The organism is Peribacillus tepidiphilus (genome assembly GCF_009466385.1).
GTDB classification, from domain to species: domain Bacteria; phylum Bacillota; class Bacilli; order Bacillales; family DSM-1321; genus Bacillus_BN; species Bacillus_BN tepidiphilus.
Map to the genome: position 1 here is coordinate 165,634 of NZ_WIAQ01000002.1, position 12,849 is coordinate 178,482.

The following is a 12,849-nucleotide window of genomic DNA, read 5'->3' on the forward strand; positions in this document are numbered from 1 at the left end:
TTTTGAAAAAAATTTCCGTTTTTCCCGTATCCTAAGGGGGATATGTAAGTATTCATGATCGATAAAAATAATAGGATTTAACTCCCATTAATCTGCGGAAACTGTGAAAGTTTAATTTCGAGAAGGGGAAGATTCATGACAGACAAGTATTCAAAAAAGGAATACATGCTTCAGAAATTGTTGGAGAGGCAAAGCGAAGCTAAAGTAGTCCGTAAGATTGTACTAATCACATCACTCATTATTTTTCTTATTGTAGGAATAGCTGGAACTAGCGTGTATTTCTATATAACATCCGCTTTGAAGCCTGTAAATCCTGATGATGAGAAGCTAAGAACGGTTGAGATACCAATCGGCTCTTCCGTTAGTGGTATTGCCAATATTCTAGAACAAAACGGAATTATTAAAGATGCTAAAGTATTTAAATATTATGTTAAACTTAAAAACGAATCAGGATTTATGGCCGGTGAATACAAACTATCACCTTCTATGACCTTTCCTGAAATTGTGGAAAGTATTAAATCAGGAAAAATCGCAAAAGAAGCTGTTTTCAAAATGACGATTCCAGAAGGAAAACAACTAAAGCAAATAGCAGGGATTATCGCAGAAAAAACAGGCCAAGATGCTGATACGGTTTTTAAGACATTAAACAGCAAAACATTTGTCGACAAAATGAAAGCTCAATTTCCAAACCTAATCACGAATGAAGTGTACGGTAAGAATGTTATGTACCCATTAGAGGGGTATCTTTTTCCTGCAACATATGAATTTTATGAGGAAAATCCAAAACTTGAAGAGATCGTATCAGTTATGGTGAAGAAAACAGATGAGGTGCTGACTGAGTATCAAGGGGCCATGGAGGAAAAGGGATTAAGTCCTCACAAGCTTCTTACAATTGCATCTCTTATTGAAGAGGAAGCAACAGAAAAAGTCGACAGAAACAAAATTTCATCTGTCTTCTACAACCGGTTGGAAAAGGGAATGCCGTTACAAACGGATCCGACTGTACTGTATGCCCTTGGGGAACATAAGGACCGAGTAATGTACAAAGATTTGGAAGTGAATTCACCTTATAACACTTACAAAGTTAAAGGGCTTCCGCCAGGTCCAATTGCAAATGCAGGTATCACTTCTATTGAAGCAGCGTTGGAGCCTGAAGACACAGATTTCCTCTATTTCCTTGCAACTTCTACGGGAGACGTGATTTTTACAAAGACTCTTCAAGAGCATAACAGAGAAAAGGAAAAGCACATATCCAATAACTAGAACCTGTATGAATTGGGAGAAGTTTTATTTCACTTTCTCCCTGTTTTTATGTTAAAATAATTCGAGTGATTTTATCCCATCAATCGTCCATTAAAATTCCAATGGATACAAGGACGTTCCGAGTTGTTTGGAGCTAGATTGATGAATGGGTTCTTTCACATTTATAATATTTCTTAGAATGACGTTTTGATCTTCTCGGCTTTGGCCGAGTTTTTTCTTGGTAAAACATATCATATCTATTATGATCATCCTTTCTATGGAGGAACCTTACATGAACCAAGCTATAGAAAACTATCTGACTTCAATTATTCCACAGCGTAATCAGTTATTTAACGAAATGGAAGCCTATGCTTTGGAACATAAGGTTCCGATAATGGATCTTATTGGCATGGAGGCGTTGATTGGAATGTTAAGGCTTCATAGGCCAAAGAAGATCCTCGAAATAGGTACAGCGATTGGATATTCTGCGTTACGCATATCCGAAGCATTACCGCAAGCGACCATTGTAACACTAGAACGAGACGAAGAGCGACTTCAAAAGGCGCGTGAATATATTAAAGCTGCAAAGAAGGAAGCAGCCATAACCATACTAGAAGGGGATGCTTTAGAGCTATTTGATGCTGTCAAAGAACATGGCCCGTATGATGCTATTTTTATCGATGCAGCCAAAGGCCAATACCAAAAATTTTTTGAACTGTATTCTCCCCTGTTAAATGAACAAGGAATGATTGTGACAGATAATGTATTATTCAAAGGCTTAGTTGCTGTTTCGAATGAAGAAATTGAGCAAAAAAGATTGAGAAGCCTTGTAAACAAAATTCGGAATTATAATAAATGGCTTATGAGTCACAATGATTATCATACCGTTATTTTGCCTATTGGCGACGGAGTAGCTATTTCAGTAAAAAAATGAGGTGAAAACATTGAAAAAGCCAGAATTACTAGTAACGCCGACTAGCGTCAATGATATCCAAGAATTAATTCATGCAGGTGCTGATGCTTTTATAATCGGGGAACAAAAATTTGGCCTTCGTCTTGCTGGCGAATTCTCCCGAGAAGATGTAAAAAAGGCAGTTGAAATTGCCCATGCCGCTGGCAAAAAAGTATATGTTGCAATGAATGCTATTTTTCATAATGAAAAAGTGGATGCTTTGGCTGATTATATAGCTTTCTTAAGAGATGTTAAAGTAGATGCAATTGTTTTCGGAGACCCTGCAGTATTAATGACAGTACGTGAAGTTGCCCCAGATATGAAGCTTCATTGGAACACCGAAACAACCGCTACAAACTACTATACCTGCAACTATTGGGGCAGAAAAGGTGCAAAGAGAGCGGTTCTTGCCCGTGAAATTAATATGGATGCAATTATTGAGACGAAAGAGAATGCTGAAGTGGAAATTGAAGTACAGGTTCATGGTATGACGTGCATGTTCCAATCAAAACGTTCCCTTCTCGGAAACTATTTCGAGTATCAAGGAAAAGCGATGGAAATTGGAAACCGCCGCTTGGAAAAAGACATGTTCCTGTACGATAAAGAACGGGATAATAAATACCCAATCTTTGAGGACGAAAACGGAACGCATATTATGAGTCCTAATGATATCTGTATTATTGATGAGCTACAGGATATGGTGAAAGCTGGAATTGATTCATTTAAAATAGATGGGATTTTAAAGTCACCTGAATATATTAAAGAAGTAACGAAACTATATCGTAAAGCTATTGATTTATGTGTAGAGGATCCTGATCAATACGAGGAAGTAAAGGACGAGCTATTGAAAGAGATTGATGCGATTCAACCGAAGAATCGTCCGCTCGATACAGGATTCTTCTTTAAAGAAACTGTATATTAATACCAATGAAATAGGAGGAATAGCCTTGAAAGCTATTACTGATAAAATTTCTGCCATTGTTGATGGAAAACGTGTCATTGTGAAAAAACCGGAGCTATTAGCCCCGGCCGGTAATCTAGAAAAACTGAAAATTGCAGTCCGCTACGGTGCGGATGCTGTGTATATTGGCGGTCAAGAGTATGGGTTACGTTCTAACGCTGATAACTTCACATTTGAAGAAATGAAGGAAGGCGTGGAATTTGCTAAGAAATATGGAGCCAAAATCTATGTTACAACCAATATTTATGCTCATAACGAAAACATCGACGGTCTTGAGGACTACTTAAAAGGTCTTCAAGAAGCTGGTGTCACAGGAATCATTGTAGCCGATCCTCTTATTATCGAGACTTGCCGTCGTGTAGCACCAAATGTAGAAGTGCATTTAAGTACGCAGCAGTCTTTGACAAACTGGAAAGCCGTCCAATACTGGAAAGAAGAAGGGTTGGACCGTGTTGTATTGGCACGCGAAACAAGTGCAGAAGAGATTCGTGAAATTAAAGAAAAGGTGGATATTGAAATCGAAACCTTTGTTCACGGAGCGATGTGTATTGCATACTCTGGACGCTGTACATTGTCAAACCATATGACAGCTCGTGACTCAAACCGCGGTGGCTGCTGCCAGTCATGCCGTTGGGACTATGACCTTTACAGAATGACAGATGATAAAGAATTGGCTCTATTTGATGAGAATGATGCACCATTTGCTATGAGTCCAAAGGATTTGAAATTGATCGAATCCATTCCTCGTATGATTGAGCTTGGGATCGATAGCTTAAAAATTGAAGGGCGCATGAAATCTATCCACTATGTAGCTACAGTAGTAAGTGTTTATCGTAAGGTTATTGATGCTTATTGTGCAGACCCGGACAATTTCAAAATCAAGAAAGAATGGCTAGATGAGCTTGATAAATGCGCAAATCGTGATACAGCTCCTGCTTTCTTTGAAGGTATACCAGGGTATAAGGAGCAAATGTTTGGGAATCATAGCAAAAAGACAAGATTTGACTTTGTAGGACTTGTCCTTGCATATGACGAAGACACCCAAATGGTTACTCTCCAACAAAGAAACTACTTTAAGCCTGGTGATGAAGTAGAGTTCTTTGGTCCTGAAATAGAGAATTTCACCTATAAAATCGACAAAATTTGGGATGAGGATGGAAACGAGCTCGATGCAGCCCGTCACCCTCTTCAAATCGTGAAGTTCAAAATGGACAAGCGTGTGTATCCGTACAACATGATGCGAAAGGAGAACTAGCATGAAGAAAAAACCCGTTGTCATTGGGGTTGCGGGTGGATCGGGATCCGGAAAAACGAGTGTCACCCGTGCAATTTATGAAAGTTTTAAAGGGCATTCGATTCTCATGTTAGAACAGGATTTTTACTACAAGGATCAAAGCCACTTACCTTTTGAAGAACGGTTAAAAACCAACTATGACCATCCTTTAGCTTTCGATAATGACCTACTGATCGAGCATTTAAACAGGCTTTTACAATATGAGAGCATTGAAAAACCCGTTTATGATTATACGATTCATACGCGCTCTGACCAAGTCATTCTAGTTGAGCCAAAGGACGTCATCATTCTTGAGGGCATATTAATTTTAGAGGATGAAAGACTGCGCAATTTGATGGATATAAAGGTTTTCGTAGATACCGATGCAGATTTACGCATTATTCGCCGCTTGCTGCGTGATATTAAAGAGCGTGGACGTACAATGGATTCTGTTATTGAACAATATGTAAACGTCGTTCGCCCGATGCATAATCAGTTCATTGAACCTACCAAACGATATGCAGATATCATCATCCCAGAAGGCGGTCATAACTATGTAGCGATCGATCTGATGGTAACAAAAATTAAAACAATCCTTGAACAAAAAGCATTTTTGTAATAACATGACATAGATACGGAATATAAAATTATGATTGTAGACATTTTCTCTTTACAAAAGCTGTAAAATGACTTACGCTACCAAAAAGAAGAACTATGCGCGCCCTTTTATAGGACGCGCACTTACATATGGATTCTATAAAGAATCCGCTTACATAGAAAGAGGCGGATCTATTGTAATGCATCCGTTTTATCAAGATAGAAGGAGTGAAGGGTTTTGGCAACAGAAAAAGAATATCCTATGACAAAAGAAGGTAAACTGAAGCTTGAACAGGAGCTTGAGCACCTTAAAACTGTAAAAAGAAAAGAAGTAGTGGAGCGAATTAAGATTGCCCGCAGTTTCGGTGATTTATCAGAGAACTCAGAATACGATTCTGCTAAAGAAGAGCAGGCATTCGTGGAAGGGCGTATTACGACTCTTGAAAATATGATCCGTAATGCAAAAATTATTGAAGATAATGATTCAGATGTGGTCTCACTTGGAAAATCTGTTACATTTATAGAGCTTCCAGAAGGTGATGAGGAAACTTACACAATTGTTGGTAGTGCGGAAGCAGACCCGTTTGAAGGAAAAATTTCCAATGACTCTCCAATAGCAAAAAGTCTTTTAGGTAAGACTGTAGGAGATGAAGTGGTTGTTCAAACACCAGGCGGAGAGATGAACGTAAAAATCATCGCCGTTAAATAATCGTTAGATGTTTTAAATAATGAGCACCTCGTCAAAACTGTGAGTGAGGAGTCAATCGGCCGATTTTTGCCAATCTGATTCCCACTTAAACCGTAGACGAGGTGTTTTTTCATGCTAAAAAAAAAGAGATTGATTTCATTGGCAGTTGTCCAAATGTTAATCATGGTCACGTTACTATCAAGGCTCGTGTACATTCAATTAGTTGGAACTGAGTCTTTCTCTAAGCATGAAATCAACCTTTTGGAAGCGGCTGTAAAACAAAGAACACAAGTATTTACAATAGATGATGGAAGAGGAAAATTTTATGATCGTTTTGAAAAGCCGTTAGGGCATCAGGAAATACCAACCCTTATTTTATTTCCGTTTCTATCCAAAATGAATTGGCCAATTAAGACCGTCGCAGGGATCATTGGAGTGAGTGAGGAATCTTTAATAAACGCTTTAAAAAACGCCAAGGAGCCATTCGCATTTCAATTAGATGGTAAGCCGATTTCTCTTTCCCAATGGCAAATGGATCAAATCAATAAGTTGAAAATACCTGGGGTTTTTGCCGTCAAGCAAAATTTTTATCTCAATAATATGCCTGCTCAGCAATTAATCGGAGGTTTGACAAAAGATCCTCAAATAAAGAGAAAACGATATCCAGACCGGGAATTTTCCATGAACACAGTTTTCGGTGACAGAGGATTGCAGTACCAATTTGATGAATTTTTACTTTCAGATGGGGATACACGGCTTGTGTTTCATGTTGATGGTACAGGAGGACCCTTATTTGGACTGGATGTGAAATTCCATTCTCCGGCCAATCCCATGTATCCAGTAAAAGTGATAACAACTATAGACCTTGATCTTCAGAAACAAGCAGAAAAATTAGTGGATCAGCATGGGATTGATAAAGGAGGGCTTGTCCTCCTGGATATTGAAACATCTGAAATAAGGGCATTAGTTTCAAGACCAAACGTAAACCAAAAAGATCCGAACAAAGGAGAAGGAGCAGTCAATATGATGTTCCGACGTTCTACTCCTGGTTCTGTATTTAAAACGGTCGTAGCGGCTGCTGCAATCGAAACAGGCATAATCGAAAGGAATAAACTTTATAATTGTAATCTAACAGTAGACGGAAAAGAGGATAAGAATCGAAGGTTAGGAATGCTGGATTTTGAGAAAAGCTTTGCACAAAGCTGTAACCGAACCTTTGGTGAACTGGCTAAGGAATTGGCACACAAAGATCCAGGTCTGCTTGAAAAATATGCTGAATTGTTAAATATAACCGGAACAAATGGCTGGAACAACACACTTTATCATCAAAATTTCAAGCAGTTGTATCAAGAGGATCCCGGTCAAGTTTGGTTAAAAAAAGCATATAGTAAAGACCAGAAGCTTGTTGCTCATACGGCGATTGGTCAACAGGATGTCCAAGCCTCCCCCCTTGCAATTGCTAACATGATGGCAACAATCGCCCGTGGGGGGCAAAGAAAAATGGTAAAAGCCGTCAGTAGGGTTGAATTTGCAAACGGTACAACAGAGGCAAAATTTTATGATAGTCTTCTAGGTGATGAACAGATTTCCAAGCTTACAAGCATAAAGCTTCAGGAATTATTAAAAAAAGTGGTAGAGGACGAAGAAGGAACAGGAAGAGCCTTGCAAAACCTTCCATACCAAGTGGCGGGAAAATCAGGTACAGCACAAACCAATAAAGAGAAAGGTCTGTTAAATAGATGGTTTGCTGGTTACTTTCCATATAATAAGCCGAAATATGCCCTTGTAGTGGTTAGATTAGATGCAACCGAGGATCAAGGAGGCGTCACTGGGTTATATGCAGATATGGTAAAGGAAATATATAAACAGGACATGAAGGAATAGAATATCGTTTTATTGATTTAGTATTACATGATAAAATAAGCTCTGAAGTTTTTAAGTAAGGGGGAGTAGAAGTAAATGGGGAAAAGCTTCGAACCATCAGGTAATACTTCTCGTTTTAGCATGAAAGAAAAAAAGAGAAAGGCTAATAGAATCTATAATATTCTGCTTAGTATCGTCATTACTCTTATTATCATTGTAAGTGCATCCATCTTCTTGGGAGGGAATGAAAGTGAACAAGCCTCTGATCAGAACAAGAAGCAAGAAAAGACACCTGCAGTCCAACAAAACAATGAAGAACAAAAAGAAGAAAAAAATGACGATTCATTGGTAGAGTCTAAACAAGATGACACTGCGGATACAGAAGAAGAAAACGACCAAGAGGATGTAACAGATGAGGTCGATGATTCCCAACTCCAAGAGATATATGACAGCAATGATTCTAATGTTGTAAAAGTGTATGTGAATGAAGGGTGGGAGCCAGTCGGTACAGATCAAACCGGTGAACACATCACTGATTTCACAAAAGGCTCAGTGGATTGGAATGAAATGGAGAAGGCCGTTGCTTACGGTGCAGGTTTGGATGACAGTCCTTATACGCTCTGGTGGCTTGAAAACGGTGGATCACCTTATCGAGCTATTGGGACCGTTTCGACTAAAGACAACAGTAAAACCTATCGTGTTTATATTGAATGGGTTGATGGCGGCGGATGGAAACCGGTTAAGGTTGAAGAATTAAAGGTAAATGATAAAAGATAAAAAAAGCGAGCATCGAGCTCGCTTTTTTTATCTCTAGTCATTAAGCTTTATTTGTTCTTTTGAAATGCACCACAGCACTATAAAATCTTCTTCCATCTTCGGTAACGTGCATTTGATGTGAAACGGAATGGACACTTAGCAGGATCGACTTATTGACCTCAATTTGTGATTGGATTTTTTCCTCTAATTTATTTATGCTGTCCGCTTCGAAACATTCCACTTTGTCCTCAATTAAATCAAAAGAAATATTCATTCTAACAACCTCCTTAAATGAATTGCAGTGATATATTACCAAATTACGCGAATGTTTCATACTTGAAGAGTCGTAAATAAGTATGGTAAATTTAGAACAGTTTTAAAATAAATCCATAGTATATTTATAGGAATTATAAACATTGTAACGGGTGATAAAAATGGGAAGAGAATTTCTTGATATATTTGAGAATTGGGCAGATTCATACGATGATACGGTAGTTGGTCATGACTTGGAATACAAAGAGGTTTTTAGAGGCTATGAAGAAATTTTGAGTGAAGTTGCCGATCGTTCCTTTGGACATGTTTTGGAATTTGGAGTAGGAACAGGCAACCTAACGAAAGAGCTATTAAATAGAGGACTGGAGGTTACTGGTATTGAGCCATCCCGGCCAATGAGAGAGATAGCGGAAAAGAAACTTCCGAAAGAAGTAAAGCTTCATGATGGTGATTTTCTCGAGTTTTCGGTAGATAAAAAGATCGATACCATTGTCAGTACGTATGCGTTCCATCATTTGACTGATGATGAAAAAGAAAAAGCTGTGAAACTTTATGGAAACCTGTTAAGACAAGGTGGTAAAATAGTGTTTGCGGACACGATGTATGAATCTAAACAAGCACATCTTAACGCAATTGAAAAAGCAGAACGCGAAGGCTTTTATAATCTGGCAAAAGATTTGCAAACCGAATACTACTCAACCATTCCTTTCTTAAAAGAAATTTTCGAAAAATATGGTTTTACAGTTACTTTTTCTCGCTGCAATGATTTTGTTTGGATTTTGGAAGCCACCAAACAATAAATGTAAGGAGTTTTACAAATGAGAGTTGCAATCATCGGAGCAATGGAAGAGGAAGTTACAATTTTAAGGGAGCAGCTTGAAGGCCTAGAACAGGAAACGATTGCAGGCTGTGAATTCAATATTGGAAAATTAAACGGAGTTGACGTTGTCCTTTTAAAATCTGGAATTGGAAAAGTGAATGCAGCTATGTCAACTGCTATTCTGCTTGAAAAATACAAGCCGGATGCCGTAATTAACACAGGATCAGCTGGTGGATTTTCACCTGAATTGAATGTAGGGGATATCGTGATTTCTACTGAAGTTCGCCATCATGATGTGGATGTTACAGCTTTTGGCTATGAATACGGTCAAGTTCCACAGCTACCAGCTTCTTTTAATGCGGATGAAAAGCTAGTTGCAACAGCTGTTGAGGCTGCCAAAGAAATTCAAGGGATCGCAGTTGCAAAAGGTTTAATTGCCACAGGTGATTCATTTATGAATGATCCGGAAAGAGTTGAATTTATTCGTGGTAAATTCAGTAATCTTCAGGCGGTAGAAATGGAGGCTGCAGCTATTGCGCAGGTGTCCTATCAGTTTAAAGTGCCGTTTGTCATTATCCGCGCCTTGTCTGATATTGCAGGCAAAGAATCAAATGTTTCGTTTGAGAACTTTTTAGAGAAGGCCGCATTGCATTCAGCACAGTTAGTAGTGAAAATTGTAGCAGCTCTAAAAGATTAAGGAAGTAGGGATGATCCAAATCAGCTTGGATCGTCCTGTTTTTTGGTTTTTATACCAAGTAAATTTATCGGATTATCTATGAATCGAAAGGGAGAGCAAGGATGAATGTTTACAGCAGTATTCACGAGTTAATCGGTAACACTCCATTGCTTGAAATAAAAAATTTCCCGGTACCTAAAGGTGTGAAAATTTTTGCGAAGCTCGAGTATTTTAACCCTGGTGGAAGTGTAAAAGACCGCCTAGGGATCGAGCTTTTGGAAGCAGCTCTGAAGAGTGGAAAATTAAAGCCCGGAGGAACAATCATTGAACCGACCGCAGGAAATACTGGCATCGGTTTGGCTTTAGCAGCTGTTAACAAAGGAATCAACGTCATTTTCTGCGTTCCTGAAAAGTTCAGTAAAGAAAAACAGGAGCTCATGAAAGCGCTAGGAGCAAAAGTTGTCAATACTCCGACTTCAGAAGGTATGCAGGGCGCTATTGCTAAAGCAAAACAGCTTCTAAACGAAATACCAGGTTCCTATTGTCCTCAGCAGTTTGCAAATCCATCAAACCCTGAAGCCTATTACAAAACACTTGGACCAGAGTTATGGAAGCAGCTTGATGGAAAAATAGATGTATTTGTTGCCGGAGCGGGAACAGGTGGAACGTTTATGGGTACAGCAAGATTTTTGAAAGAACAAAACCCGGTAATAAAAACGGTTATTGTAGAGCCTGAGGGATCTATATTAAATGGTGGTGAACCGGGTCCTCATAAAACAGAGGGGATTGGGATGGAGTTTTTGCCGCCTTATATGGATCAAGAGTATTTTAACGCCATTCACACTGTTTTGGATGAAGATGCGTTTCGCCTAGTAAAGGAGCTTGCACAAAAAGAAGGCTTGCTCGTAGGCAGTTCTTCTGGCGCAGCTTTTTATGCTGCAATGAAGGAAGCAGAGATTGCAAAACCTGGAACAAATATCGTCGTCATTTTCCCTGATTCAAGTGAACGTTATTTAAGCAAACAGATTTATCAAGGAGGTATGTAGGATGAGAAAAAAAACAATGTTGATTCATGGTGGGATTTTTGGGGATGCAACAACTGGAGCTGTTTCCACTCCCATTTATCAAGTAAGCACATATAAGCAAGACGGGATCGGTAACCACAAAGGATTTGAATATTCTAGAACGGGGAATCCTACACGACACGCATTGGAAGAATTAATGAAAGATTTAGAAGGTGGAAAGCGCGGATTTGCTTTTGCATCCGGCATGGCTGCCATTACCGCTGTTATGATGCTATTCAATCAAGGAGATCACGTTATTCTAACAGATGACGTATATGGTGGAACATTCCGTGTGATGAGCAAGGTCTTGAACCGTTTTGGAATTGAGGCATCTTTTGTAGATACAAGTAACGCGGCTTCCATCCAAAAGGAAATCCGTGAAAATACAAAAGCCGTATTTCTTGAGACTCCAACAAACCCGTTATTAAAAATTACGGATATTAAAGAGGTTGCGAAAATAACAAAAGCAAACTCCTTATTGCTGATGGTAGATAATACTTTTGCTACTCCATATTGGCAAAACCCAATTGAATTGGGAGCAGACATTGTCCTTCATAGTGCAACTAAATATCTAGGAGGACATAGTGATGTCGTGGCTGGTTTAGTTGTCGTGAACGATGAGAAGCTAGGGGAAGATCTCCATTTCGTTCAAAATTCTACCGGTGGAGTTCTCGGTCCACAAGACTCATGGCTGCTAATGAGAGGGATTAAGACGCTAGGAGTTCGCATGGAGGAAATAGAAGCAAATACCAAAAAGATTGTGGAATTTCTAACCTCTCATCCTGCTGTAGAAAAGGTTTATTATCCTGGACTTGAAAATCATCCAAATCATGAAGTGGCAAAAAAACAAGCAGGTGGATTTGGCGGTATGGTTTCATTTGATGTAGGCAGCGCAGAAAGAGCTGAGACCGTTTTAAGCAAGCTAAAATATTTCACACTTGCGGAAAGTCTTGGGGCAGTGGAAAGCTTAGTTTCCGTTCCTGCAAAAATGACGCATGCTTCCATTCCTGCTGAAAGACGTCGAGAGCTTGGGATTACGGATGGCTTAATTCGTATTTCTGTCGGTCTTGAGGATGGAGATGACCTCGTAGAAGATCTGGCGCAGGCACTTGATCAATAACGTACGGTAAGATTTTGTTAATCACTCATTTTAGGTTCAGTCTCTTTCCTGTATTCCCATCTATTACATCACCTATCATCTTACAAAATATGTTAGAGTGATAGATAGAAAGATATTCTTAATCGAGAGCAGGTGAAAGACTCCATGAAAGAAAAAAAATATGCAGTTTTGCGTGAAAAAATGATTGATTATAAACGTTTCGCCTTTACATTGGTGTGCGTCAGCGTATTTTTTTATTTGGGGGTTCTCATTCCTTCTCCAGGTAAAGAAGACTTGAACAATTTCTTAATGATGGGAGCAACCATTGTCTTTTTGGCAGGTGCTTCTCTTTTTTTCTATTTATCTAATCAATGTAAAAAAGCATTGGCGGAGTTTTCCGATGAGAGCGGCTTTTCATAAGCCGCTCATAGAGTGTAGACAAAGTATATTTCATGCACTTTCAGACTGATTGAAAACGCTTGTCAGTCGAGGAACGAACCCGTGCGAGGAGCGGAGTTACCATAGACGGTAATGAGCACCGGAGGAGGGTTCGTGACGAAGAATGCGAGCGTTTGTCAACAGTCT

At 39.1% G+C, this 12,849-nt stretch carries 14 protein-coding genes; 13 read left to right on the forward strand and 1 reads right to left on the reverse strand.

Annotation, left to right across the window (positions count from 1 at the left end):
- The first annotated feature begins 135 nt into the window (after positions 1 to 135).
- The 8 genes from mltG (at position 136) to GD441_RS02130 (ending at position 8,353) form a co-directional block, all read left to right on the forward strand.
- A complete protein-coding gene (gene mltG, locus GD441_RS02095) occupies positions 136 to 1,263 on the forward strand; it encodes an endolytic transglycosylase MltG (protein ID WP_153123182.1) in 1,128 nt (375 codons plus the stop codon).
- Positions 1,264 to 1,534: 271 nt separating this feature from the next.
- Positions 1,535 to 2,176, forward strand: coding sequence for an O-methyltransferase (locus GD441_RS02100; RefSeq protein WP_153123184.1), 642 nt, complete (start codon positions 1,535 to 1,537; stop codon positions 2,174 to 2,176).
- A gap of 10 nt (positions 2,177 to 2,186) precedes the next feature.
- The gene (locus GD441_RS02105) at positions 2,187 to 3,116 is read left to right on the forward strand and encodes a peptidase U32 family protein (RefSeq protein WP_153123186.1); all 930 of its coding nucleotides are present in this window, start codon (positions 2,187 to 2,189) and stop codon (positions 3,114 to 3,116) included.
- Positions 3,117 to 3,141: 25 nt separating this feature from the next.
- Complete coding sequence (locus GD441_RS02110) at positions 3,142 to 4,410, forward strand: peptidase U32 family protein (RefSeq protein WP_153123188.1); 1,269 nt, start codon at positions 3,142 to 3,144, stop codon at positions 4,408 to 4,410.
- A gap of 1 nt (position 4,411) precedes the next feature.
- Entirely contained in the window at positions 4,412 to 5,047 is a 636-nt protein-coding gene (udk, locus tag GD441_RS02115; protein WP_153123190.1) for a uridine kinase, read from the forward strand.
- Between the two features lie 216 nt (positions 5,048 to 5,263).
- Positions 5,264 to 5,734, forward strand: coding sequence for a transcription elongation factor GreA (gene greA / locus GD441_RS02120; RefSeq protein WP_153123192.1), 471 nt, complete (start codon positions 5,264 to 5,266; stop codon positions 5,732 to 5,734).
- Between the two features lie 111 nt (positions 5,735 to 5,845).
- Positions 5,846 to 7,597 (forward strand): peptidoglycan D,D-transpeptidase FtsI family protein, encoded by a 1,752-nt coding sequence (locus tag GD441_RS02125; protein WP_153123194.1) that lies wholly within the window; start codon positions 5,846 to 5,848, stop codon positions 7,595 to 7,597.
- Positions 7,598 to 7,672: 75 nt separating this feature from the next.
- On the forward strand, positions 7,673 to 8,353 hold the full coding sequence (locus GD441_RS02130; RefSeq protein ID WP_153123196.1) for a DUF1510 family protein: 681 nt from the start codon (positions 7,673 to 7,675) through the stop codon (positions 8,351 to 8,353).
- Positions 8,354 to 8,393: 40 nt separating this feature from the next.
- Here the strand turns inward: GD441_RS02130 and GD441_RS02135 are convergent, their stop codons facing one another.
- Positions 8,394 to 8,606 (reverse strand): DUF2536 family protein, encoded by a 213-nt coding sequence (locus GD441_RS02135; protein ID WP_153123198.1) that lies wholly within the window; start codon positions 8,604 to 8,606, stop codon positions 8,394 to 8,396.
- Between the two features lie 160 nt (positions 8,607 to 8,766).
- Between GD441_RS02135 and GD441_RS02140 the strand changes: the two genes are divergently transcribed.
- The 5 genes from GD441_RS02140 (at position 8,767) to GD441_RS02160 (ending at position 12,684) form a co-directional block, all read left to right on the forward strand.
- On the forward strand, positions 8,767 to 9,405 hold the full coding sequence (locus GD441_RS02140) for a class I SAM-dependent DNA methyltransferase (RefSeq protein WP_153123200.1): 639 nt from the start codon (positions 8,767 to 8,769) through the stop codon (positions 9,403 to 9,405).
- An 18-nt stretch (positions 9,406 to 9,423) separates the two neighbouring features.
- On the forward strand, positions 9,424 to 10,122 hold the full coding sequence (gene mtnN, locus GD441_RS02145) for a 5'-methylthioadenosine/S-adenosylhomocysteine nucleosidase (protein WP_153123202.1): 699 nt from the start codon (positions 9,424 to 9,426) through the stop codon (positions 10,120 to 10,122).
- Positions 10,123 to 10,223: 101 nt separating this feature from the next.
- Positions 10,224 to 11,147 (forward strand): cysteine synthase A, encoded by a 924-nt coding sequence (gene cysK / locus GD441_RS02150; RefSeq protein WP_153123204.1) that lies wholly within the window; start codon positions 10,224 to 10,226, stop codon positions 11,145 to 11,147.
- Position 11,148: 1 nt separating this feature from the next.
- The gene (locus tag GD441_RS02155; protein WP_153123206.1) at positions 11,149 to 12,285 is read left to right on the forward strand and encodes a bifunctional cystathionine gamma-lyase/homocysteine desulfhydrase; all 1,137 of its coding nucleotides are present in this window, start codon (positions 11,149 to 11,151) and stop codon (positions 12,283 to 12,285) included.
- 144 nt (positions 12,286 to 12,429) lie between these two features.
- Positions 12,430 to 12,684 carry a YrhC family protein gene (locus tag GD441_RS02160; protein ID WP_153123208.1) on the forward strand — a complete coding sequence of 85 codons (255 nt, stop codon included), beginning with the start codon at positions 12,430 to 12,432 and terminating at the stop codon, positions 12,682 to 12,684.
- The last annotated feature ends 165 nt before the right edge of the window (positions 12,685 to 12,849 follow it).